Raw genomic sequence first — 23,789 nt, forward strand, 5'->3', positions numbered from 1 at the left:
CCGTAAAAACGGAGGAATTTCTTCATACCTCTCAAAAGTAACCTGACTCTTGCAATATTCATAGCCGATTTTAGCCGCAAGAAGGCATGCCATGAATATCTTGCGAAGAAACGCTGAACACAAACGGCTTTGTATATACAGTCGATTTTTCCTCCACGCAGTGCTTGATAGGTTTCTCCACAATAACCAAGATGTTCTGCTGCAAAATACTTCTTCTTTCTCTCGACAGAAAGTCTGTCGCCTTTACTGTGCGGTGCCCGGCATAAGTAGCAGCAGGTAGTGAAAGAACTCTGTGTGCCACTGTAATAAGTTTCATTTGCTGAATACATAGTTTACTTGTAAGACCACTCTAGATTAGGTTATAGGTATATTGCTGGAAACCCTACTTCAACACATTCTATCACAAAAAATTCAACTAATGCCGTAAAGAACCCCATTAGTGTTTGCCTGCATCTTTAATTCCTTCCTTTGCCAATTCGTAATTTGCACTTGATTTTAGGCAAATTTCTTATGCCTATTATAATAAATGGTAAGCACCCGTAACTTAATAAGTCATTATCTATTGTGTTTGCTACCACAACTGCTATAAATGCCGCTTTTTCCATCATGCTTATATTTTGCTTTTTTTGATATGCATGAAGCACCATCCATAAAAATAGTAGCATTGCTATTCCATAGCGAACTACCATATATATATAAGCACTGTCCAAAACCACACCATTGTTCATATAACCATCTATATAGACCGGTGTGTTCGTGTAAGCATTATAGTTCATAGTGTTCACAATAGGTATACCATAGCTTTGAAATGCTGAAGCTGCCAGCATACTTCTATTTGTAAATATTTGATCAAATGCATACCAATAATTCAACAGGATTCCTTTATATCGAAGATATCCCGGTAGAATGGAAAAAACTATACATACAAAAACAATCCAACTGGATACCAAATTAAGCGGCTTTTTAATTTTGTTTTTAATTCTTTTATCTCTTAACAGCAATGCTAACATTGATAATCCTACCGTTATCACTACTGCATTTCGGCTTTTGCAAATGCTATATAAGACTATTTCTATAAATGAAAGCACTCCTATTTTTTTCATATTTCTATTGGTAGAAATACAATATGTTATCATATAAAATACAATCAGCGGTAAGCATGCGCTATGAACAAATCCTAAAGAGTGTCGTGCTTCTGTGCTAAAATCCGTTCTATATGTCAAGCAATCCGAAAGTATCCCTAATGCACATAACACCAATGTTAGGCTAGTCATACCTACCATAGTTTGCATAGACACATTATATATAACCTTTTCATCAACATCACAAAAAACATCCGCAATCAAAATCACGATAAACCAAAAAAATCTCCCGTAAGAAGAAGCGTCAATGCTCCACATAGCACTCCAAATACAACCCAAGCGAACCCCTTTTTTTTCCAACTTTTTCCCACCACTGACAGCACCAGTAAAACCTCAACAGTCGCTTTAATTGCTTTGACAATTAGGGCTATATTTCCTGTTTTGAATGCCATATCCTCTAAAAAAAGAGCAATTATAAATGGAACATAGCACAAAATAAACATCTGTTTTTTTCTTTTAACATTCACTTGACTCATCACCTGTATATAATCAGCTTCCTTAATTCCACCTTTTATTTAGTTGTCGTACCTTGATTACCATTTTTCTAGGCAATCTCATTATCAGCAATGCTATTTTCAACTTATTTCTTGCCTTCGAATTTTTTAGAGTTTCTTTTTTGTGCAGTTCAATATATTCTCTGCAATAATTTATATCGTTTTTAAATCTTTCGTCTCCTGGTGCCGTAAGGTATATTCTTAAGCAATTTGTCACCTGGTAAATGTGTACGGCCAAACTCAATTCTTTAGATTTATATTCATATCGACGTAGTAATTCTTTGCCGATATCTATGATGTCAAGATCTTTTTCAGAAAAAAGTTTTGTTGTAATACTATTGGCTCTATGCCTATATCCATAACATTCTTCATCAGTATAAATAACCTTCTGAACCTGATTCAAAACATCACTTAAAAACAAATTATCTTCGTACAAGATGTTTGACTTAAATCTGACGTTTTTAAGGTCACTGGCTCTATATATTTTTCCGCATGCTGACGTTGATATTTCTTTTTGATACAAAAAATTGCAAATTGCTTCATCTTTCCCAAACACATTTTCCCTGGTTTGTGTTTTATAGTATGGCTGTTCCCCATCGACAAAATGAGAAATCTTTCCTACTGCTATCCCAGTATCATATTTCCTACACAATTCATATAGAGTTCTTACTGCATTAGGCGCAAGCAAATCGTCACTGTCAACAAATGCAATATACTCACCCTTTGCTTTTTCTAGTCCTACATTTCTCGTATCAGACAAACCACTGTTTGCCTTTTCGTAGTAAGAGATCCTTTTGTCTTTTTCTGCAAGCTCAAGACAAATGGCTTTACTCTTATCGGTGGATCCATCGTTTACAAGTATTACCTCAATATTTTTATACGTTTGTTCCAAAATGCTTTCTACACATGGACGCAGATATTTTTCGACATTATATACAGGAACGATTACTGAAATTAGGGATTGTTCACTCATCATAGTTTCCCTCGTATGCTACTTTTGTAAACACATCTTCATACTGCCCGCAGATTTTATCCCAGGTGTACTCTTCAGCCACACGTTTCTTGGCTCTCCGACCCATCTCTGCAATTTCATCTGCACTCATTTGGTCTGCCTTATCAATCAGCTTTGCAAGGCTGCCCGGTTTACGGTTCCAATACAAGGCGCCATCCTCTGCTACTTCTTTGTTGAAACCAACATCAACCAATAGGTTTAAATCCGTACTGCCGAGAGCTTCAATCAGAGATGGGTTGGTACCGCCGACCGTATGGCCATGGAAATACGCATAGGCATTCTCTCGAATCTTCTTCAGCAGTTCCTGATCGTAAACAGTACCAATAAATTTGATTCTCTTATCGTTCTTAAAATGAAGCTTCTCTTCAAGCTCATTCAAAAACTTGTCATTTACATTCGTAATGATGGCAAAGTCTTTCTTGCTCTTACTCTTCATAAACTCCCAAATCATAACTTCAAAGGAGTTCTCCGGCACGAAACGACCAACAACAAGGTAATAGCCTTTCTTCGTCAATCCTTTTTCCTTATACCAGCTCACCAGTTTTTCATCATCGTCAGCCAACTTACTAAGGGTAAGATCCGCACCGTACGCAATGAAGGTTGTTTTCGGACTACTTCCTTTGATGCCCTTGCTGTCATAGCATTCATGGATGTACTTTTCTATATTCACAGAATCACAGATTGCAAGGTCGCAATATTTGACCATCATCTGCTCAGAAATTTTCCAATACTTCCGAATTGGTGCCGACCATTTTGCCCTCATCCACTCATGTCCGCCCGATGTCAAGTCCTGGACAACTTTTTTCACAAATAAATTTGAAAAAGCGCAAAAAAATAAGCCCAACAAGGCTTTCAATCGGTTTTTGAACCAATTTGAGCCTTGTAGGGCTTATCTACACTCTATATGATTTTTGCTTTATACGGCCTGCAACGGGGTGTTTTCCATTACTTTCTTAAATTCTTCGACCGTCATTTCCGCATCTTCAGCAGCTTCTTCAACCGTCACGCGGCCTTTTCTCACCTGCTTAATCAGCATTCGCATCTCACCGATGCCAATGCCTTCTTCTCTGCCGATGCCGATGCCTTCTTCTCTGCCTTCGGCCTTGACACCTTGACTAAGATTGCACATAATAAGCACCTCTCTTTCCAGTTCTTCGCTCATTGCAACGCCAAACTCTTCTTCGAGAATTTTCTTTTTCTCCGTAGCTGCTCTTGACGAAGAAAGTAGCACATCCAGAAACTTCAAAATACCTGTATAGTTTTCTGCATCGGGTTTTCCCAGACAAATCGTTACCACACTCATCAAATCATAATTTTCTGATTTCTCAGTAGCATTTCCAATCAACTGTTCTGGCCGAATCGAATACCGCGTAAGCGTATTCTGAAATTCATCGGACGGTTTTGTACAAACCCATATAGAATACACTTTTCGGATTTTTCCATACTCAGACTTTTTGAATATCGGCCCGTGCTGTGCGGAGATCATTCTGCTGCAATAATAGATTGCACGTTTTGTCAGTGGGTATCCCGGATTAAAAGCAGTCTGCGCTTCCACGTTGATAATCAGGCGAATCACATCCTGCTGTGCTGCATCATTCGCTGTGGCCGGAGCAATCGCATCAAAGCGAACATCATAACGCACCGTTCCCTCAGTCAGCGTAGAATCCTCATTATTGCTTCCAGTTATTATTTCGGGAGCCTTCGGAGGTCTATTTGTATCATCAACGTGAACACCAACCGTGCCAACCTCTGGAGTTCCCTCGATATACTTTTCAGCAATTTCATCTACGGAACATTCACTGTATTCATCTACGCAGCCCTTCATAATCTGCGCCAGGATCTGCTTGTTCGCCAGCAACTTTTTAGCAGTCTTATCATAGTCCGAATCAAACTCCGTCTGAGTTATCGTGTGGGCCAGCTGATTTTCTACCGTGTTCTGCTTTTCCATCGGCATTCACTTCCTCGCAGTAGATTCAACAAGAACGTATAAGCTTTTATTGTACTTTCATCTTACCATAAATCGCTCCTCAAATCAAGCTGTGCAGCTCCTTCATAATCCTTAAATTTTTACGAATAGTTGTCCATAATATAACATTGTCGTTGATGTTATAACATGGGCAACCGCTTGATGCTGCTCCTCTGCCGTGCTATACTTATCCTATACAAAATCATCCAGAGGGAGTGCATTGCCATGAGCAAAAGACTTGTCGCCTACTTTTCTGCCAGCGGTGTCACCGCAAAAGTTGCCGAAAATCTGGCGGATGCCATCGGTGCAGACATTTTTGAGATTCAGCCGGAAGTTCCATGCACCAAGGCCGATCTGAATTGGATGGACAAGAAGGCTCGCAGTACCATCGAAATGAGCAACCCGGCCTCTCGCCCTGCCATCGCTGCCAAACGTGATAACATAGACGAGTATGACACCATCTTTGTCGGCTTCCCTATCTGGTGGTATGTTGCTCCGACCATCGTCAATACATTTTTAGAGAACTACAACTTAAAAGGTAAGACCATCATCCCCTTTGCCACCTCTGGCGGCAGCGACATGGGTAAAACCAATGAAAAACTTGCGCCGAGCTGCCCCGGTGCAAAGTTGCTGCATGGTAAGGTGTTCAACTCCTATTCCAGCAAAGCCGACCTGTCTGCATGGATAGAAACGCTGAGCCTGTAACTTTCACATTCCTGCGGAATGAAACACCCTCATAGCCGAGAAGGTTTACGAATCCTCTCAACTATGAGGGCATTGTTTTCTTTCCCATCATGTAAATTATATGTCATACTTATAGCATAGCTTTCATACAGTTTTGTTCATAAGATCACATTTCCCACCGGACATCCTTTCTTCTTTCCGCAAGTCCTGGTTTACTAAGAAATGAAGATGGCTCTGCAAAAATATAATCATTTTTCTTACTTCTAAAACGCGCGGTGCCATTCATAATATAGCAAGCGTCTTTTGCTCTTGTCAGTCCTACATAATGCAAATTCAAATCTTGTTGAACCGACGACTCATCGCCATACTCGTTAGGAATTATCCATTTATACATATCCATATGAAAAACAATATTAAATTCCAAACCTTTTGATTTGTGCAATGTCATAATATTCAGTTCATTTTCACGTGCCGGAACGTAATTTTTCAACTGATGCGGATCACTTATCACTGAATGAAGATTATTCAAAGCTACTTTCGTTTCCTTTTGTGCGTACACCAGTCCAGCAAGTTCTTTTATCTTATCCTCTGCATTACAAAATTCTTCGAACGAATTCGAAAATATACTTTGGCATAGCGCGAGTGCTTTTCTATATTTTTGAGGTTCCAGTTCTTCAGAAAAAAGTTGTTCTGCATAATCGACAGCAAAAACCGACTCATCAAAACGTGCCGAAATTAAATCTCGAAAGAACCTTCCCCATTCAGAGTTATCTCTATCTAGCACCGTTTCCTCAAATATTTTATATGGTGTACTTAGGTTTTCTCCCACCTTAAAAGCTGTACTATTACTTCTACAAAGAATTGCGACCTGATTATTTCTCACTATTCCATATTTATCTTTTATTGGGTGAAGGTATTTATCTATTGCTGCAGCAATGTTCCTCTCATCTCCTGAAATATCGACTTTAAAAACCCTTTTCTCTCTCGGCACTGTTTTTGATGCACCAAAAAGGCACAGGGAGTATTCCGATATACTCGGATGACATCTATGATTTTTACTAAGTTCAAAGCGAGCAAAATCATCTCTTTTCATCAGAGCAATCAGATACTTGGGGAATCGTTTTGTAAAACCATATATCGCTTGATTTATGTCTCCCACAGCAATTCCTGTTAATCCACTCTCAACAAGTTTTATAAAGACCTTATCTTGTATCTCGCCACAATCTTGGTACTCGTCGATAATAATATGAGAATATCTAGCCTTGATATATTGCATCGCACCTGGTACATTCTCTAATATGTACAATGCAGTTTCACCAGTATATTTTAGAAAAATTTTACCTTCTTGTAATCCTTCAACCAAAATACTCTCTTTCTTTGAGGAAAAAGATTCTTCTAATAGCGGTGCATACTTGCTACTCTCATCTATGTTATCAACAATCTCATATTCTGTAATATTCCCCGTAACATGGCTTGAAAAAGGAATAATAATTTGTGAAATATAAAACTTGTCAATAGTGCCAAAAAAAGATTGCTTCGTATCTGCACACCTTTGCTTACACCTCCTTTTTAGTTCATCACTTGCCTTATTAGTAAATGAAATCGCAATTACTCCTTTATATTCTGGCAAATCCGGAATCACTCTGGCAATCTTTTCGACTATTGTATATGTCTTTCCAGATCCCGGCTTAGCAGTAATCACAATATTGCCCTTCTGTTGAAGTATCTTACTTTGTTCTTCAGTTGGTTCTTTCACCATTGTCCGGTCTTGTCCTTTCCGTTGTAATACGAATCAAGCTTGTCAGAGGCTCTACAATTTGGCTCTCTTCAAGACAAGAAAGTTTTTTATGGTTTTTAGTCAAGAATTCCATCATATTTTCTGCTTTTTTCTTTTGCATTGCGTTTACGAGATCATCATGATTTCTTTTTCCATAGTGGTTCATCAGCATATCTTTTAATTCACTACTGGCAAGATCATTTTCGAGATCCACAGCAGATAAAAAGATTCCTAAATCTTTGATATTTGTCCTAATATATTCATTCAACTTTTTAGCATCTTCGGGAATTTCAGCATCTTTTGGCCATTCATTTTCTTGGCTATGCTGATTCCAATATTCAATCAATCCAGTTTTATTATCACCAATATCTTTAACAATCCCAATTCCTCGTGATATTCCAGCATAATATTTTTTTACTGAAGTAGCACTTGTTTTTGAAAATATGTCGTTATCAGTTCTCAGAACCCACGAAATATTTAGCGCATTGCAAATAGCCACATAAGGTTTAAATCCTACTCCCTCAACCGAAAGAATTGATATATTATGCCTGTCCAAATCAAGTTTCAGCTCTCTTGCCAGCGCTGTGTAAAACAACACCTCCGAAGTTCCCTCAACAAGAAAGACTCCATCTGAGAAAAATGTTTCCGCTGACAAAGCGTTCAGCCTATATCCAAAATTATCAAATACACTTTTTAGTAATTCACTGCAACCACCACAAGAAGCAAACGAGTACTTATTTTCTGAATATAATCTCACAATACTTGCAGGCTCAAATTTAGATGCAATATGGGGAGAATGTGTTGTTATCAAAATTTGCTCGTCAAAACTATTCTGAATATACGCCGATAATTTTCGTTGCTGATGTGGATGAAGGTGTGCTTCAGGTTCTTCAATCGCATAAAAAGTAACATGGTCAATGTTTTTTTGCAAATGTTGTTTTGCTATCCATGTCGCGAGGAATATTTGATTATTTCGTCCATCTCCACCTATCGATAACGGAGTATCTCCTGTGGAATATGCGAGAACCAAGTTATCAAGCATTTTATCAGCTTTACTTTCTCCCGCAACAAATCGGACTGTTTGATCTTCGTTATGAACAGACAGTTCTCCTAATTCACGATTTACCTGTGCAAGTGATGTAGAAATGTATTGTAACGAACTTATACTTTCATTGATTTTATCCAAGTCATTTTGAATCTCATTGATTTTTTGACTGTCTGACGCTGTTGCTTCTTCGGAAAGCTTTTCCTTTGCAATCTGAAGTATCTTGCTTTTCTCACGGCTCAAAAAAGAAAAAAGATTGCGATTTGTGTCAACATATTGCATGTTTAATCTCTTAATATATTGTCTTGTTTGAAGTTCAGACAATGTAGAGACATCATACCCCGTCAAAATTTTATATGTACCATTTTTTTGATTCGTATATCTTATAACCACTTTTCCATCTTTGACGGCACTTCCAAATGTACTTAACAAGCAATCTTCTGTTACTTCGCATAGATATGCCGTTATTTCAATAGTATCTGTACCAGAATAAGCATTATAGTCGCTTTCTGTCAATTCTAAATCATGTTCACTAATTGTTTTGTCAAATAGAATTCTTAGAGCGTATAGGAGATTAGACTTCCCTACATCATTTGCTCCGATAATAAGTGTTTTTTTCTGGAATATGACTTCTGTATCATCAAAATTACGGAAGCCTTTAATGCGAACCTTTTCCAATCTCATAATTTTCTCTCCTAACTCCCTAATCTTTTTCTATTGGGAAGCCCATAAGCATCATCTTTTCTCTCTGCCCAGATGGGAAAGCCCATTCATGAAACTCATCGCGTTCTGACAATCTACTCCTCTTTATTAAATTATGTCGCAACACTGAAATCAACTCGTAGGCCTCTCCAGTAACTTTAATAATCTCATCAATATCCAACGAGTGAAGTGAATAGTGAAGCATGTTAGAATCATTATATAAATCTCTTAAACACCCTTGTGTTTCTGGTGTCAGATTAAATATTAATGCAGCCGGTGTAGTATTATTCTTAATTTTGATTGGGCGATTATCAAATGTTTGCAGTACTCCTTTTGTCAATGTTTCTCCATTTCTATACCTGCCATATCTTAATCCTACTGCCAATCCATGCTTATATTGACAATAATCTTGATAATGCTCTTTATGAAAAGAAACTAAATCTGTCAAATATGTCTGCATTCTCAAAACTGCTATTCTATATTCTATGTAGCAATCTTGATGATCTGCCCATGTCAAACTATCATCCAAATCAAAATATGGAAGAAAAAACTCTCCCAAAAATTTTGATGGATCATTTGTCTTAAAATTCCAAATATATCGCTTAACATCTGTAGCATTATAATTTACAACATTCTTCACAAAAGTATCTATATTTTTTGATAACATAAGAAACGAGAACAAATCCTCTATTGCTTGTTCCGCATGACTTAATGCTTCAAATATCCACCCTATACGAACTTCGTTTTTTATTTGTTCATGTTCCACAATAGACAATGGTTGGTTTTCTCCCGTTATATCACTATAGAAATCATCTAAATTGAGTATCAACTTTTTAATAGATTCTACTGCAACAATATGCCAAGCTAAATATTGACTATCAAGATATTGATACATCTGGGCTTTCCCTGCTTCAAATTTTTCTTTTTCTGTTAGTTTTTTCATTTTTACATCCCATAATCTCAAAAACACCAACGCATCAGTAACCAAGCTGTTCTTATTACACTATCTTGAGAGAAACCAACTTTCGGACGATTCAATGCACTCACCAAATTGTCGATTTTGATTTCATACCACTTATAGTAGCATATTCACCATTGTTTTTATGTTATATTTTCATAATACCATAAATCATCGTCGACATCAAGGCAACATTTGTTGACATTTACCATATTATTTCAATATTCGAATGGGTTCATGTGCAATTTTCGACATTGTAATTTGCTTTTTCTGACATGAAATCACTCTAACAGAATAAAACACTCGCCTAGTCGAGAAGAATTCTCTTATCTAGGCGAGTGTTACTTTTTAACCATCAAAGTTTTCCCTTGCTAATTTTATACCGAAGCCAGTCCTCTGCGTATTCGCTACTGTTCAGAATCAAGTTCAGTACTTTGTTTCCTTCTTCTGTATTCATTTCTTCCGGGATGTCATCTTTAAACATCGAAAAAATATTATCCTGTCGCTCTTTCGGTGTCGGATGATCTTGATAGACAATCTTTTTCCCTTTTAGTTCAGAATACACATCAAACAAGCGAAACATTTCAAATAGTATTATCGGTGATAAATATTGATCTTCCCAAAACACTTGTAGTTCTTCTGGCACTTCGTTTTTCTTCTGCTGCATTATTAAATTTATCAGCAAACGATAGGCATACTGATCTGCTCTTAATTCTGTATCCTTTCCATTTCGATCTTCTGGATGAATAGCATGATATAACTCATGTCCTATCAAAAAAGTCCAAATAGTCCAGTAGTTATCCATTGCTGTATGCATCAAGTTTTCTGGGAGAAGAGACATTTCATAAAGCTGCGTTTCATTATGTGTCCCAATTTCTCTTTTTCCATTCTGCAAATCTTCCAGAACGTAAAAGTTCTTCATGCAACGAGTTACATTCTCCTCGCTTCTATTATTCTCAAGTGAGTACATTGTGAAAAGAAACGATATAAGTGTATATTCCAGCAGTTCATCTACAACAACGACTTTTGTACCATTTGCATGAAAAGCGTTCATATTCCTTATATATCGAGGAATATATTGAACTGGCTCATCAATTTTTAAAGCCTTAAGAACCAATCCTAGCATTTTCTCATCAACATAATCTTCTTCCTCGTATGCGCGATTCAAGATTGCCTCATCAATTACATTGATTTTCCGCTTTTTCAGCATTTCGACAAACATCCGAACGCTTTCTCGTCCTTCTTCAATGTTACGTTTCGGAATGTTATTCCTTATTTGGTCACTCAGATAATTCTTATTTTTCATAATGTAATATCACTGCTTCCGCCAATTGGCCCGCTACATTTTCACTTATTTTATTTACATCTTCATTATTCAGATACCTATTTATCCTATACTCTGCACCTATTCTATATTCATCTTTTGAGTTTTCTCGAACACATAAGGATACTTTAATACAGGTTTCTTGTTCACCATCTTCTTTATTGGGCTGTTCAGAAATTTTTTCACTTGTTTTTTCTTTTGATGATTGTCGCAATTTATCCAAAACATCATGTGAAACGATTTTAATGACATCCCATATCATTCCACTTACAACACCTGTTATAATGGAATTAGATGATATGGTAATATACAAACCTATCAAAAAATCGCCCACATTAAAATTATCGACCGACATAACTGTGTAGTCAATGTCTGTTCGTTCTTCAAGAGGACTGTACGCACTTTCCAATTCATAGGGAACCTGAATCAACACTGATGTTTCCATTTTACATAATCCTCCCAATTTACTTTTGCTGTTTTCTCCATCCTTATAGAAAAGAATAACATTTTCTTAAAATGTTTTCAAGGTCACTCGTGCAGTTCCAAGGGCAGTCCATCCGGGTCAAAGAAAAAGGTCATTTTCTTTTTGGTGTAGCTGTCCAATCGAATCGGTTCACATTCAATTCCCATCTGAGCCAGTTCTGCCACGGTAGCTTCCACATCATCCACCCGGAACGCCAGATGCCGCAAACCGCAGGCTTCCGGCCTGTTTACACGCTTGGGCGGGTTTGGCTCTGCAAAAATCTCCAGTTCAATCGCATCGGCACCGTCACCGACACTCAAATCCAGTTTCCAGTCGTTCCGCTCCTTGCGGAAGTTTTCTCTCACAACTGCAAAGCCCAGCTTGTTCACATAAAAGTCTCTCGCTTTTTCGTAGTTAGAAACGATAATCGCCACATGATGAATTGCCGCCAATTTCACTATCTGTACGCCTCCCTATTTTATATGTACCATACCTGCCGAAGCATTACTGCTACCAGTTCCAGAAGCACGACCACACTGCCGACCACCTGCGGTATCATAAAAATCGCAAATCCACCGATCAGCATTTGAAGTGCTTCCATCCCTTGCGACTGCTGCATAAGATACGAAAGAATCGCCGTTGCCAATAGCACACTACCCAGCAAATAGAAAATCCATGCCGAACAATGATGCAGGAATACCACAAACCACTTTATAAGCCATACAGTAAGGATCAGTGGCAGGGTCATAATCACCAGTATCAATTTTAACAGCCATCGAATCGCTTTCATAATGTCCTCTTTCCGGCTGTTTTGTTGCCCATATTATAACACACTCTTTAATGTTACAACATGGGCAACGCAGCCTTTTTTGAAATTCAGCTCTTGTGCAATGCTCTCGCAGCGTCCTGGATGCTCTGCTCATATTTGAACCGTACCACAATGCGCCCACCACCATATACAAAGACGTTTTCAACGAACGCTGACACCATGCTTGCCGTAAGTCTTGTACCATTCAGAAAATTTTCTGCCTGCTCTGCCGCTGCGCGCACGGTTCCCGGCACAAGGCTCTGAGTAGATTCTTCCGCCTTGGATTGTTCAATTTGCTCCTGCACCTCTGAAATCCTCCTATCGCACTCCTGCTTTTTCTGCTTGTAGGTATCCAGTAGGAGCGTCCCTGCCGCATATTCTTCATACATCCGCATCTTCTCCCCTTTCAGTTTTTTAAGTTCCTGCTCCATAAGAGTTTTGTGGCGGTTTGCCTTTTTGTGGGCATCTTTCAAATCCTGTTCTTCTTTTTGAATATCACCATAGAGGGCATCCAGCAGGGAGAGTTCCTTTTTCAGTGCCTGAAAAACTGCATTTTCAATATCACTGACCTGAAAGATCTCAGCTGTACATTGGGTCTGCCCAACCAGTTCCAATCCCTCTCTGCACCAGAATGTTGGAACAGTCTGTTTGAAATTGTGCGCCATCACTCGTCTGCAATTTCCGCAGCGAACTTTGCCTTTCAATGGAAAGTCCACGCTGCCCATCAGCACTTTATGGCTGTTGCTCTTTATGACAAGCTGCGCTTTTTCAAATTCTTCACGACTTACGATTGCTTCATGGGTTCCCTCCGTAATAAACTGCTGTCCTTTGGGAACCGTTCTGACAATGCTTTTGCCGGAAATCAGTGTTTTTGTTTTGCCCAAAACCATTGCCCCGGTGTACACATACGCCGTGAGGATTTTCCAAACGCGAGTACTATCCCAAAGAATCACTGGGGCGATGGTATAGGTCGTTTCCTTGCCATACGCCTTATTTTCTTTGTTATATACGCTCGGCACAGGAACATTTTCGTCATTGAGCATCATTGCTATCTCTCTTGTACCCAATCCCAGAATCGCAAGATCGAAAATACGCCGCACGATTTTTGCTGCTGGCGGGTCGATGATAAATGCGCCCTTTTTGTCCGGGTCGAACTGATAGCCGAACGGTGCAGCAGATGCCGTTGTAATACCCTTGCGCCACTTAACCTGATTGGCAGTCCGCAGTTTCTTTCCTGCATCCCGGCAGTACATAGTGTTTACCAGATTGCTGACTACCACATCCATCCCCAGCGTTGTACCTTTATAATTATTGCTATCATAGTTGTCGTTGATAGCAATGAGCCGAACCCCCAGCAGGGGGAAAATCTGCTCCATGTATTCGCCCACACCGATATAATCACGGCCAAACCGGGAAAGGTCTTTCACGATGATGGTATCAATCTTGCCATTGCGAACACCATCCATCATCTGCTGGAATCCCGGTCTGTCAAAATTGCTGCCTGTGTAGCCATCATCTACAAAATCCATCACAGGCACATTTTGCAGGCTTTCTTTGCAGGAGATATACCGCTGGATCAGTTCTTTCTGGTTCTCAATGCTGTTGCTCTTATCCTTGCCATCTTTGCCCAAGTCGCCATCAGCCCTTGAAATGCGCTGATACGCTGCAATCATGTTTCTGCACTCTCCTTTCCAAGTTCTGTAAACACATCCTGAAATCCGAAAACAATCCGAATCCGCTTGTCCGCACTCACTTCGATTTTCTGCACAAGGGATTTTACCAACTGAATGTCAAATTCAAAGTTGTCCAGATGTTCTTCCAAATGAGAAGTCATATTCAGGTATTCTTCGATCTGCCGTTCTACTTCCGCTTTTTTGTTTTCTGCTTCCTGCAGCGCAGCCCGTAGACCATCATACTGTCTGGAATAATCTTCCCGAATCAGCTGGTAATCTTCGGAATCCACCACACCAGCCACATAGTCTGCATAAAGCTGTTCCCGCTTCTTGGCCATCTGGCTGACTTTATCGGTCAGGCTCATAATTTCACCCTTTGCCCGGTAAACGGGATTCTGCACATCCTCGATTTTCTGCAATTCTTCCAGCACCTTCCGTTTATCGCTCAGCTGGACAATGAACAAATGCAGCTGATCCATTATCAGGGCTTTCAGCAGTTTTTCCGGAATCTGATGGCCGATGCACTTATCGTCAGCCTGTCTTGCCTTGCAGATGTAATAGCAGACCTTTTTACTTTCTTCCGCTCCATGCGGCAGTCGTTCAAACTCCATCGCTCTGCCGCAGTCTGCGCAAAACACCATTCCTGCAAGGTCATTCTGATATTCTGCCCGAATCTGCTCCGACTTTGCTCTTATTGTATGGAACACCTTTTGATTCCTCTTCAAGATTTTTTGCACCTTTTCAAAATCATCCCTTGCAATGATAGCCGGATGTGTGTTCTTTGCCACATACCACTGTTCTTTGGGAAGGTCGTGCCTGTCCTGTCCTGCGAATAACTTCTGTGTACTTTTATTGTTGATGGTATCGCCCACATAGGTTTGATTTTCCAGAATGTGCCGGATCGTGGTTACGCCCCACTTTTTACAGGTAAGCACTTCTTTTCCCTCAACCATTTTTCTATGCCACTCCCGTGGAGTCGGAACCTGCAGCAATGTCATTCGTCGAGCAATTTCAAAAATTGGTACACCCATCAGTTCCCACTGGAAAATCAACTGCACATAAAATGCAGCTTCCGGGTCAATTTCATTGCGCTTTGTCACGGGGTTCCGAATATAGCCATACGGAGCATCGTTTCCGACTGCATAGCCTGCTTCTTTCTTACGCTGCAAAGAAGTCCATATCTTTTTGGATATGTCTTTCGCGTACATTGCGTTGACCATATTCCGAATCGGGAGAGTCAGACTTTCCATGTCCTCTTTGCGCGTACTGTCAAAATTATCTGTAACAGCAATCAATCGAATCCCCAAAAATGGGAACACCGTTTCGATATAGTATCCTGCTTCCAGATAGTTGCGGCCAAAGCGTGAGAGGTCTTTCACCACGATGCACTTGATTTTCTTCTGCCGCACATCGTTCATCAGGCGGGTAAATGCAGGCCGCTTGAAATTTGTTCCCGTAAATCCATTGTCGAAGTAGGTATCCACATAGCTCAGTTCCCTGCTGCGGTTGATATAGTCCTGCACCAGTGCGATCTGCGTTTCCATGCTTTCTTCTGTTTCTTCATCCTCAACAGAAAGCCGCCCATAGATTGCCGCAGGCATTTTTGCTTCTTCCAGTTCCGGGAGCAGCACAGAAGCTGCCGCCTGTTCCGGCTGCGGGAGATTTTTTCTACTCTTTCGTGCCACTGTCTGTACCCTCCACTTCTATCCGACTAAGCATCTGTTTCCATTCATCCGTTTTCATGGTCAGGCTGATTTCTGCCTGTCCATCGTCCCGTAATGTAACCGTGACCTGCTCGATATACTTTTTCACAAAATTGCGGTCAAGTTCCTCCGGGGTCTTATACTGTGCCATCTGCTGAATCCATGGATTGCGCAGGCTCAACGCTCGTTCCCATACCAGCGTATCTTCCATAATTGTTGTAAGCTGTTCATTCAATTTCCGATGTGCTTCTTCGTAGTCCAGCAGTTCGGCACGATATTGTTCTTCGGTGATTTCATCGGCTATATAACTCTCATACAGCGGTACACGGCGAAACTGTTCCATATTCAGTTCAGCCAGAACAGACTTCATCTGCACCGACTTTTCGGCTCGGACTACCTCGATTGCTTTCCGGCCCGCTCCCTGCTGAATCGCTGCAGTCAGCTTTTCTTTTTCCAGATGTTCCAATTCCAGAGCATCCATCACCTTTTTATAAATGGTAGCTGCCGGAACTTTCAGATTCTTTCCGTTTTCCTTGTGTGCGCGGCAGTAACGGCAATAGAAAAGTTCCTCCCCTGTTTTCTTATCCTTGTGCCAGCAAAGTGCGCGTCCACAGATACAGACAATGTGCTTTGCCAGCGGATTCGGCTTTTTGTAGCTTTTCCGAATGGAGATGTTGTTTTCGCCCTCGCGCATATTGCATGGGAACGCATGAAACTGTTCTTTTGTGATGTACGGTTCATGACAGTTTTCCGCAATGATCTGGCGGCTTCCATTTGTCGCCGCACCTGTATAAGTAGGATTTCGGAACAAGCAGCGCAGCATATCAGTTGTCCACTGGTCGGATTCTGCATCATAAGGCTTTCCCAAAATTCTCTTTTTGTGTCTCATTGGGGGTTCAACACCCTGCTCATTTAACCACTTTGCAATGTCACGCATTTTCTGACCGGACGCATATCTGGAAAAAGCCTCGCTTAAATAAGGAGCAACTTCTTCATCTTTTATCATGTTGCTTTCGCCATTCCTGCGGAGATAGCCAAATGGAACAGAGTTTGTCAGCCGGAATCCCGCGCCTTGTTTCCTTCTCCACGCAAACATGATTTCTGCGTGCATCTCACAGCGTTTTGCTTCAAAATAGTCCTCGACTTCTTTTCGGCTGGCTGTTCTGGTGTCCAAGCCCTCATCCAGCACGATCAGGTCGATGCCCGTCGCATAGAGCGTTTCCTTGATTGCCTGTCGTGCCGCCGGGAAATCCGGCCCGCAGTAGTACATGGATGCCACAATAATGCAATCAAATTTTCGCTCTACGCCATCATCGGTCATTTGGTCAAACGCGGTACGCGCCTTTTCATCGTTCTTGCGGTCAGAATACTTTTTCAGCAAATCTAGTTCTTTATGTTCCGCCAGATATGCCGCAATACGCTGATTCTGCTCGGCAATCGCCAGTTCACCTTGATGGTTCTTCCAAGGAAGTGTCCGGGTATAGCTTACACACTTCATACTGCATTTTCCTCCGTTTCTGCTGCCGGAACACTACTGCAATATTCCAGCACATTGCGAATTTCCTGATCGAACCGATACTGAATATGAATGTGTTCCTTATCATAGACGGTGATGCTCTCTACCAGTTCCACCAGAACGCGGCGGTTCAGACTTGTCAGGTTTTGGTAGGACTTGAAATATTCGATCCATGGCAGATGTTCCACATCCAGATTGTTCAGGCAATCCCTCTGGCGGTTCATTTCTGCTTTGGCCTTGCGGATGGTTTCAACCTTTTCATTAAAGGAATGGCTGAATTCCTTATACTCTTCCTTGCTGACAATACCGCTGCTCATATCTTCATAAAGCTGGCGGCGCAAGGTCTGGTATTTCTGTTCTTCCTGCTCCAGCATCTTCAGATGTTCTTCCACAGATTTCAGTCTGCGCTCATTCTTCGGAATCTCATTAATTTCATCGAGCCGATGTTCCAGTCCACTGATCTGCTGGACTTTCCCCTGCAATGCGGCCAGCACCACTTCGGCCAGCTTACTTTCGCTGATAAGATGTGAGGAACAGCCTAAACCATTGTGGTTTGTGACGCAGTGCAGATAAATATATTTCTTTCCGTTTTTCGACACTGTGCGCCGCACCATGTTCTGCCCACAACCACCGCAGCGAACGATGCCCGAAAAGAGATTGACAGCCTGCTGTCCTTTCGATGCACAGGTGTCCAACTTCAAAACTTCCTGCACCGTATCGAACAGCTTTTGCGGAATGATTGCTTCGTGCATATTGGGAACTCTGATCCAGCCGGATTCTTCCACATCCCGAATCTTCTTGATTTTGTAATTGATTTTCTGCCGCCTGCCCTGCACCATCGTCCCTGTGTAGACTTCATTTTTCAGAATCCGAAGCACCTGAATTGCCTGCCACTTTGCATGAGTGCCAGCTTTGAACCCGCTGTGATAATTCAGGCCGCACAGCCGTTTGTATTCGCTGGGAGCCAGCACATTCTCGCTGTTCAGCTGTTCGGCAATCGCCTGTGCGCTCATACCTTCCAGTTTTCTGCGGTAGATAGAACGGACAATATCTGCTGCATACTCGTCTACCACCAGACGGTTTTTGTTCCGTTCATCTTTGCAGTAGCCGTAGATTGCATAACCGCCGATGAACTCACCTTTGCGCCGTTTCATGTCCAGCTGGCTGCGCACCTTGATGGAAATATCCCGGCAGTAGGAATCGTTCAGAAGATTCTTGAACGGAACTACAATGCTGTCCGAATCGCTGCTCTCGGTGTTCGCATTGTCATAGTTGTCGTTGATAGCGATGAAGCGAATCCCCATCATGGGAAAAATCTGTTCCAGATACTTTCCCATCTCAATGTAATTACGACCAAGTCGGGATAAGTCCTTGACGATGATGCAGTTGATTTTGCCAGATTTAATATCCTCCATCATCCGCTTGAAGCCCGGACGTTCAAAGTTGGTTCCCGTGTAGCCATCGTCAGCGTACTCTTCGACCAAATGCAGTCCTGGCCGTTCTGCAGCAAAATCCCGAATCAGTTCTCTCTGGTTGCCGATGCTGTTGCTCTCGGCCTTGTCGCCATCCTCGATGGACAATCTCAGATAGGCCGCTGCCCGTATATCTTTATTCTTTTCCTTGTAAAAAAACAAAGCCATTAAACCTCCCGTCTCCACGCATATTGCATGGTAAAATCCAGAAAGTTAATGGCTTTTGATTGCACTATTCACTTAACCCGTCTGTATTTTACCAAGCTGCCGCACAAAAATCAAGCTGCTGCGCACATTTTTCAAAATTTATTTTTCAGTGCTTCCCCATACTCTGCAGCAGGCAATCCCACAGTTCGCTGCCCTCCGGCCGGAACGATTCATATACGGTGATGCCCTTGATGATGGCTTTTCTGTGATGCACAGGCTCCGTATGTTCCTGTTTAGGCTTTTCATCAAATCGTTCTTTCTGCTTCATAGAAATCAATCCCCCTTTACTAATAGGAATCCAGAAGGGCATTTTGGAATACAGTTTTTGAAAAAATTTCAAAAAAATTTGAAAAGTGTATTCCAAATAGGGGCTGCGGATTCCTATTTATAGAAGGACTTCTTTTGATAGGTCTACGGCATACGATAAAAGACAGGTCTTTTTCTGTCTTAGAGCAAGATTCGCCTATGGTAACTCAAAACTCACTTTCGTGATTTTTCATTCCCGGCAATCTTGATGGGGATTCCGTTCCCCATCCCCACGGTACGCACAAAATCTTGGATTTTGGCTATCTGGCTCCACATGAATGTGTTCGCAGCCGAACGCCTACGGCTTATCGGGAGTTGCTTCGCAACTATAAAATGCAGGAGGATCACACTATGGCTCGCCCCAAAAAGGATGAAAGCATCAAACGGACTAAGAATGTAATGGTTCGTTTTACCGATGTGGAGTACACACTGGTTTCGTGTTCTGCTGAACAGGCTGGCTATCCCGTTGCCGTTTATGTAAGGAAACAGGCCATAACCGAAAAACTTCACGTTCATTACAACATCGTTGCCGACATTGCAGAACTGCGAGATTTTGCAAGACAGCTTTCCCATATCGGAAATAACCTGAACCAAATTGCAGCCTTTTTCAACAGCGGCGGCATCCAATCTCGTGCCATGCTGGAAGAAATCAATCGTTGCATGACCGACCTCCGCGCTATGCGGAAAGAAATTGCAGGACTGGCAGGTGATTATCGTGGCAATCTTAAAACACGTCGCGGGTAAAAGTGCAGACTATGGTGCTGCACTCGACTATTTGAAATATGAGCATGACGAAGTTCTGAAGAGACCCCTGCTGGATGCAAACGGGAACTGGGTACTCCGTCGAGATATTCTTCTGGAGGGCATAAACTGTGAACCGGAACTTTTTGATGTGGAGTGCGAAATGCTTAATGCGCAGTACCACAAGAATCAGAATTACGACGAAATCAAGACGCACCACTACCTCATCAGCTTCGATCCTGCCGACAAAGACGAGTGTGGACTGACAGGTGAACAGGCGCAGGCCATCGGCATGGAATATGTAAAAGCCAACTTTCCGGGGCATCAGGCGTTGGTCTGCACCCACATGGACGGTCACAACGGCAGCGGCAATATCCATGTGCATATCGTAATCAACAGTCTGCGAAAACTGGATGTTCCTCAGCAGCCTTTTATGGAACGCCCTATTGACTGCAAAGCAGGCTACAAACACCATCTGACGAAAGATTACCTAAAGCATTTACAGCAATCTCTTATGAATATCTGCTTGAGGGAAAATCTCAATCAGGTCGATTTGCTTTCCCCGTCTGTCAACAAAATTACGCAGCAGGAGTATTATGCTAAACAGCGCGGGCAGATCAATCTGGACAAGTTGAACGCTGAGCTTATTGCAGAGGGTTTCACTCCCATGAAAACCAAATTTCAAACGGAGAAAGATAAGTTGCGCGATTCCATTACTGCTGCGGCAAAGAAAGCAAAATCTTTTGAAGAATTCAGCCGCCTACTCCAAACCGAATCCAACATTTTGGTAAAAGACCACCGTGGTCGATTTAGTTACCTTCTCCCGGACAGAGAAAAATACATCTCTGCCAGAACGCTGGGAACCAGTTTTGACCGTGAACATCTTCTGACGCTTTTTGAAAGTAATGCGATTACCGCTGCAAAAGAAAAAAAGCAATGGAGTGTTGCTGACCCCATTGCCGTTCTCTATATCAAGTCCAATCTTCGTCTGGTAGTGAATTTGCAGGACTGCGTAAAAGCCCAGCAAAGTCGCGCCTATGCTCAGAAAGTCAAAATTTCCAATTTGCAGCAGATGGCAAATACCATCGTCTATGTACAGCAGCACGGCTACGACAGCTACGATGATTTGAAAAAAGCGCGCGATGAATTATCTGCCAAAATGTCAGATACCCGCAACACCGCCAAATCTACCGATGCCGACTTAAAGCTGCTGAATGAGAAGATTCACTATCTGGGGCAGTATCTTTCCACAAAGGCTACATACAAAGAATTTTTGCAGGCGGGCAACAAGAAGATGTACCGTTCTGCACATCAGGATGAAATTGCCAGATACGAAGAAGCCGTTCAATTCTTGAAACGCAATTCCACGAATGGCACAATTCCCACGATGAAAAATTTACGAGCAGAAAAGGAAAAGTTGCTTTCTGCTCGAACCGCACAATACGAAAGCTACATCTATTTCAAAGATTACTACCACGAACTGCAAACCGCTTGCAGGAATGTTGATATGATTCTCGGAGCGGAACACACGCAGCAGCACAGCCGTACCCAGCCCAAGCACAGTCACGAACCATCATTCTAAAATCGACATAAAAAGAGCCATCCACAAGACTTTTCCAAAGTCCTATGTCTGGCTCTTTTCTCTGTTTATTTTCAAACTAATTCACATCATTATTGATCATCTTTTTCTAACTGAATTGTATACTCAGCAGAGCTATCAATATACACATCCTTACTCCATGTAGCTTCATCTGAAACTGCACGAATCAAGTAAACTCCTGCTGGAACCGCAATCATAGTCGAATTATTTTCCGTTCTAAATGGAAAGCCTCTATCTACAGTATCATCACGGTATTCATAGTAGATTTCCATTCCCATATTAGAAATATCAACGCCACTAAAATCCAATTGTGCAAAGCACATTCCTTTCGGTATATAGTCTCGCTCTGTCGAAACCTGATCTGGATTCTTTTCTTTATTCAGGTCAATCCCTCTGACTGTTATCATTCCCTTAGACCAGTAAATAAAATCGGCAACTTCTTCTATTCTTAACGCCCCCGTATTATCCATCATCAGTTTATGGAAGTAATCCTGAACTGTCCATTCTGGAATTTCAATCTGCTCCAAGGAATTTGTCAGTTCTATTTCAGTTCCACGATTAACCTCTTGGTTAGGTGTCAAAGTTTGCTTGCTAACAAATGTACTTTGTTCTTCAGTCTTATTTTTGACGTATAACCCAGAAATCGCCAATACTTGTTCTGCTTCATAAGTGTTCATTCCAACAACATTTGGAACTATAACTGTATCAACTGTCAAATTTGACGATGCAGTAACATCCTCAGTTTTCTCTACATTATTAAAAACATAATTTACAACAAAAATTCCAATCAGTCCTACTGCAACAATCGCTGCTACTTTCTTTGCCGCCTTTTCTCTACTATCTTTTACAGAATGTACCGAGCAAACGCCCATCAAAATCAGAATCAACAGATCCGCTGCATTCTTGATTGGCTCCACCTTATCTAGTATATAATTCAAGAATTCCATAACTACCTCCTCTACTGGCTACATTACTATCAACTCTTATCCTGCCTTTTATAATGCCACATTTTTGTAGTTAAATCAATCACTCTTCCCCAAAAATGGTGCACAATTTTTGGGCTGAACCATTTTTGTTTACACACATAGTCAAAACCACCGGCTGAGCCAGTGGCTTGAGTAAGCCCTAGAAGGGCATAATACTAGCAAAGCCCCTTATAAGGGGCCACGAGCAAGCATCTTTCATCTGCATTACATGCCCTACCGCTCTAACGAGCTATGTTGCAAAGTGCATCTTCTAAGATGACAATTTCTTTGTCATCTCGCTTCGCTCAAATCTTATAGCTAAAGCACTTTTCTACTCCATCAGCGGAGCTGGTGGTTGTTGTTCGCTCAAGCTAGCCAACAAACAAAAAGTAAGGGCTGCCTAATGGCAACCCTTACTTTTTACAACTTACCCTTTCCGGCTTCGCTCCTGCTGCTGTTGCTGGGTCTGCTCCTTTTGTTTCCGCTCTGCCTGCTTGATATGCAGCCGATCCAGCACCGACCATCTGCCACCAATGCGCCGTGGCTTCTTCGGTACATTGTTCACGCAGCCATCTATCATGTCGTAATTCTGCTCTGTGCCGGATTCTCGCGCACGTTCATACGTTCCGTTCGTCAAGCATTTTTCATGCTCGGTCATATTCGGCTGTTTCTTTTTATCGCGGTGAACGTACTCTGTAAGGATAGAGCGAACATTTTCAAAGCCGTTCGGCGCATCCGTCACAAATACACCTTTGCTATCTACCACGATTGGAGAAACGGCATCTTTGCGCTGCTCGTTACGCATCATAAAAAAGCAAACGTCTTCTACAACTTCGCTGTCATACGGAAGCCATGTTCCAGTCTTTCCATCAATCTGATAATTGGGAACCATGTAGACGACAGTGTTTCCGGCTGCGTCAGCATCCATAAAACCACCAAACTCCACCAGTTCTTCTTTATCGACATAGAAAAACTTTCGGCCCTTTTCTTCATCCCATACGATCACATCGCCAACACCAAAGGCGCGTCCAATAAATGTATTTGGCCGCTTTTCTTCCAACCGCTTCCGAGCTGTCATTGGCGTATCGCTTGGTGCAGGCTTTCCTTTGTACGCACTCTGGTAATTCTGATGATGGATCAGGAACCCGTCCTCTACCTGCTGTACATAGGATTTTGCCCAATGCTGATGATGAACCTCTTTGATTTGGAAAACTCTATACTGGTTTATCAT

22 protein-coding genes are annotated in these 23,789 nt (G+C 41.6%); 3 read left to right on the top strand and 19 right to left on the bottom strand.

Going from position 1 to position 23,789, the window contains the following annotated elements; genetic code table 11:
* Window positions 1-455: 455 nt before the first annotated feature.
* The 5 genes from DWY95_RS16790 to DWY95_RS07695 form a co-directional block, all read right to left on the bottom strand.
* On the bottom strand, window positions 456-1,400 hold the full coding sequence (locus tag DWY95_RS16790; protein WP_147365932.1) for a hypothetical protein: 945 nt from the start codon (window positions 1,398-1,400) through the stop codon (window positions 456-458).
* On the bottom strand, window positions 1,349-1,609 hold the full coding sequence (locus DWY95_RS07680; RefSeq protein WP_147365933.1) for a hypothetical protein: 261 nt from the start codon (window positions 1,607-1,609) through the stop codon (window positions 1,349-1,351). The genes DWY95_RS16790 and DWY95_RS07680 overlap by 52 nt, the downstream gene beginning before the upstream one ends.
* A gap of 31 nt (window positions 1,610-1,640) precedes the next feature.
* Window positions 1,641-2,612, bottom strand: coding sequence for a glycosyltransferase family 2 protein (locus DWY95_RS07685; protein WP_118553029.1), 972 nt, complete (start codon window positions 2,610-2,612; stop codon window positions 1,641-1,643).
* Window positions 2,602-3,456: a DUF1972 domain-containing protein gene (locus tag DWY95_RS07690; protein WP_347562011.1), complete on the bottom strand. Its 855-nt coding sequence runs from the start codon at window positions 3,454-3,456 to the stop codon at window positions 2,602-2,604. Before DWY95_RS07690 ends, DWY95_RS07685 begins: the two co-directional genes overlap by 11 nt.
* A 108-nt stretch (window positions 3,457-3,564) precedes the next feature.
* Window positions 3,565-4,596 carry a hypothetical protein gene (locus DWY95_RS07695; protein ID WP_242852940.1) on the bottom strand — a complete coding sequence of 344 codons (1,032 nt, stop codon included), beginning with the start codon at window positions 4,594-4,596 and terminating at the stop codon, window positions 3,565-3,567.
* Between the two features lie 243 nt (window positions 4,597-4,839).
* On the opposite strand from DWY95_RS07695, the gene DWY95_RS07700 reads away from it, so the two are divergent.
* Complete coding sequence (locus DWY95_RS07700) at window positions 4,840-5,319, top strand: flavodoxin (RefSeq protein ID WP_118553030.1); 480 nt, start codon at window positions 4,840-4,842, stop codon at window positions 5,317-5,319.
* A 145-nt stretch (window positions 5,320-5,464) separates the two neighbouring features.
* On the opposite strand, the gene DWY95_RS07705 is transcribed toward DWY95_RS07700, so the two are convergent.
* The 12 genes from DWY95_RS07705 to DWY95_RS17020 all read right to left on the bottom strand — a co-directional run bounded on the left by DWY95_RS07705 (window position 5,465) and on the right by DWY95_RS17020 (window position 19,214).
* Window positions 5,465-7,057: an ATP-dependent helicase gene (locus tag DWY95_RS07705; RefSeq protein ID WP_118553031.1), complete on the bottom strand. Its 1,593-nt coding sequence runs from the start codon at window positions 7,055-7,057 to the stop codon at window positions 5,465-5,467.
* On the bottom strand, window positions 7,038-8,804 hold the full coding sequence (locus DWY95_RS07710; RefSeq protein ID WP_118553032.1) for an AAA family ATPase: 1,767 nt from the start codon (window positions 8,802-8,804) through the stop codon (window positions 7,038-7,040). The genes DWY95_RS07705 and DWY95_RS07710 overlap by 20 nt, the downstream gene beginning before the upstream one ends.
* 19 nt (window positions 8,805-8,823) lie before the next feature.
* Window positions 8,824-9,765, bottom strand: a complete 942-nt coding sequence (locus DWY95_RS07715; protein ID WP_118553033.1) for a hypothetical protein — start codon at window positions 9,763-9,765, stop codon at window positions 8,824-8,826.
* A gap of 370 nt (window positions 9,766-10,135) precedes the next feature.
* Window positions 10,136-11,086 carry a hypothetical protein gene (locus DWY95_RS07720; RefSeq protein WP_118553034.1) on the bottom strand — a complete coding sequence of 317 codons (951 nt, stop codon included), beginning with the start codon at window positions 11,084-11,086 and terminating at the stop codon, window positions 10,136-10,138.
* Window positions 11,076-11,549, bottom strand: coding sequence for a hypothetical protein (locus DWY95_RS16795; RefSeq protein WP_147365168.1), 474 nt, complete (start codon window positions 11,547-11,549; stop codon window positions 11,076-11,078). Before DWY95_RS16795 ends, DWY95_RS07720 begins: the two co-directional genes overlap by 11 nt.
* Window positions 11,550-11,632: 83 nt before the next feature.
* Entirely contained in the window at window positions 11,633-12,025 is a 393-nt protein-coding gene (locus tag DWY95_RS07725; RefSeq protein WP_118528321.1) for a VOC family protein, read from the bottom strand.
* Between the two features lie 20 nt (window positions 12,026-12,045).
* Entirely contained in the window at window positions 12,046-12,357 is a 312-nt protein-coding gene (locus DWY95_RS07730; RefSeq protein ID WP_118553035.1) for a hypothetical protein, read from the bottom strand.
* A gap of 86 nt (window positions 12,358-12,443) precedes the next feature.
* Window positions 12,444-14,048, bottom strand: a complete 1,605-nt coding sequence (locus DWY95_RS07735) for a recombinase family protein (RefSeq protein ID WP_118553036.1) — start codon at window positions 14,046-14,048, stop codon at window positions 12,444-12,446.
* Window positions 14,045-15,649, bottom strand: coding sequence for a recombinase family protein (locus DWY95_RS07740; RefSeq protein WP_279220017.1), 1,605 nt, complete (start codon window positions 15,647-15,649; stop codon window positions 14,045-14,047). Before DWY95_RS07740 ends, DWY95_RS07735 begins: the two co-directional genes overlap by 4 nt.
* 67 nt (window positions 15,650-15,716) lie before the next feature.
* Window positions 15,717-17,249 (bottom strand): recombinase family protein, encoded by a 1,533-nt coding sequence (locus DWY95_RS07745; protein ID WP_118553038.1) that lies wholly within the window; start codon window positions 17,247-17,249, stop codon window positions 15,717-15,719.
* Window positions 17,246-18,907 carry a recombinase family protein gene (locus DWY95_RS07750; protein WP_118553039.1) on the bottom strand — a complete coding sequence of 554 codons (1,662 nt, stop codon included), beginning with the start codon at window positions 18,905-18,907 and terminating at the stop codon, window positions 17,246-17,248. The genes DWY95_RS07745 and DWY95_RS07750 overlap by 4 nt, the downstream gene beginning before the upstream one ends.
* A gap of 145 nt (window positions 18,908-19,052) precedes the next feature.
* Window positions 19,053-19,214 carry a hypothetical protein gene (locus tag DWY95_RS17020; RefSeq protein WP_158565156.1) on the bottom strand — a complete coding sequence of 54 codons (162 nt, stop codon included), beginning with the start codon at window positions 19,212-19,214 and terminating at the stop codon, window positions 19,053-19,055.
* Window positions 19,215-19,603: 389 nt separating this feature from the next.
* On the opposite strand from DWY95_RS17020, the gene mobC reads away from it, so the two are divergent.
* Window positions 19,604-19,996, top strand: a complete 393-nt coding sequence (mobC, locus tag DWY95_RS07755; RefSeq protein WP_158577538.1) for a plasmid mobilization relaxosome protein MobC — start codon at window positions 19,604-19,606, stop codon at window positions 19,994-19,996.
* Window positions 19,968-21,575: a relaxase/mobilization nuclease domain-containing protein gene (locus DWY95_RS07760; protein ID WP_118553041.1), complete on the top strand. Its 1,608-nt coding sequence runs from the start codon at window positions 19,968-19,970 to the stop codon at window positions 21,573-21,575. Before mobC ends, DWY95_RS07760 begins: the two co-directional genes overlap by 29 nt.
* A gap of 89 nt (window positions 21,576-21,664) precedes the next feature.
* Here DWY95_RS07760 and DWY95_RS07765 read toward each other — a convergent pair whose 3' ends face one another.
* On the bottom strand, window positions 21,665-22,540 hold the full coding sequence (locus DWY95_RS07765) for a PASTA domain-containing protein (RefSeq protein WP_118553042.1): 876 nt from the start codon (window positions 22,538-22,540) through the stop codon (window positions 21,665-21,667).
* A 445-nt stretch (window positions 22,541-22,985) separates the two neighbouring features.
* Entirely contained in the window at window positions 22,986-23,789 is an 804-nt protein-coding gene (locus DWY95_RS07770) for a YodL domain-containing protein (protein ID WP_158577539.1), read from the bottom strand.

The organism is Faecalibacterium sp. AF28-13AC, from assembly GCF_003478405.1.
Taxonomy (GTDB): Bacteria; Bacillota; Clostridia; order Oscillospirales; family Ruminococcaceae; genus Faecalibacterium; species Faecalibacterium prausnitzii_E.

Coding starts and splice junctions, on each gene's coding strand:
- DWY95_RS16790 (WP_147365932.1), bottom strand. CDS start 1,400: ATGTGGAGCATTGACGCTTCTTCTTACGGGAGATTTTTTTGGTTTATC.
- DWY95_RS07685 (WP_118553029.1), bottom strand. CDS start 2,612: ATGATGAGTGAACAATCCCTAATTTCAGTAATCGTTCCTGTATATAAT.
- DWY95_RS07695 (WP_242852940.1), bottom strand. CDS start 4,596: ATGGAAAAGCAGAACACGGTAGAAAATCAGCTGGCCCACACGATAACT.
- DWY95_RS07700 (WP_118553030.1), top strand. CDS start 4,840: ATGAGCAAAAGACTTGTCGCCTACTTTTCTGCCAGCGGTGTCACCGCA.
- DWY95_RS07705 (WP_118553031.1), bottom strand. CDS start 7,057: ATGGTGAAAGAACCAACTGAAGAACAAAGTAAGATACTTCAACAGAAG.
- DWY95_RS07710 (WP_118553032.1), bottom strand. CDS start 8,804: ATGAGATTGGAAAAGGTTCGCATTAAAGGCTTCCGTAATTTTGATGAT.
- DWY95_RS07715 (WP_118553033.1), bottom strand. CDS start 9,765: ATGAAAAAACTAACAGAAAAAGAAAAATTTGAAGCAGGGAAAGCCCAG.
- DWY95_RS07720 (WP_118553034.1), bottom strand. CDS start 11,086: ATGAAAAATAAGAATTATCTGAGTGACCAAATAAGGAATAACATTCCG.
- DWY95_RS16795 (WP_147365168.1), bottom strand. CDS start 11,549: ATGGAAACATCAGTGTTGATTCAGGTTCCCTATGAATTGGAAAGTGCG.
- DWY95_RS07730 (WP_118553035.1), bottom strand. CDS start 12,357: ATGAAAGCGATTCGATGGCTGTTAAAATTGATACTGGTGATTATGACC.
- DWY95_RS07735 (WP_118553036.1), bottom strand. CDS start 14,048: ATGATTGCAGCGTATCAGCGCATTTCAAGGGCTGATGGCGACTTGGGC.
- DWY95_RS07740 (WP_279220017.1), bottom strand. CDS start 15,649: ATGCCTGCGGCAATCTATGGGCGGCTTTCTGTTGAGGATGAAGAAACA.
- DWY95_RS07745 (WP_118553038.1), bottom strand. CDS start 17,249: ATGAAGTGTGTAAGCTATACCCGGACACTTCCTTGGAAGAACCATCAA.
- DWY95_RS07750 (WP_118553039.1), bottom strand. CDS start 18,907: ATGGCTTTGTTTTTTTACAAGGAAAAGAATAAAGATATACGGGCAGCG.
- DWY95_RS17020 (WP_158565156.1), bottom strand. CDS start 19,214: ATGAAGCAGAAAGAACGATTTGATGAAAAGCCTAAACAGGAACATACG.
- mobC (WP_158577538.1), top strand. CDS start 19,604: ATGGCTCGCCCCAAAAAGGATGAAAGCATCAAACGGACTAAGAATGTA.
- DWY95_RS07765 (WP_118553042.1), bottom strand. CDS start 22,540: ATGGAATTCTTGAATTATATACTAGATAAGGTGGAGCCAATCAAGAAT.
- DWY95_RS07770 (WP_158577539.1), bottom strand. CDS start 23,789: ATGATAAACCAGTATAGAGTTTTCCAAATCAAAGAGGTTCATCATCAG.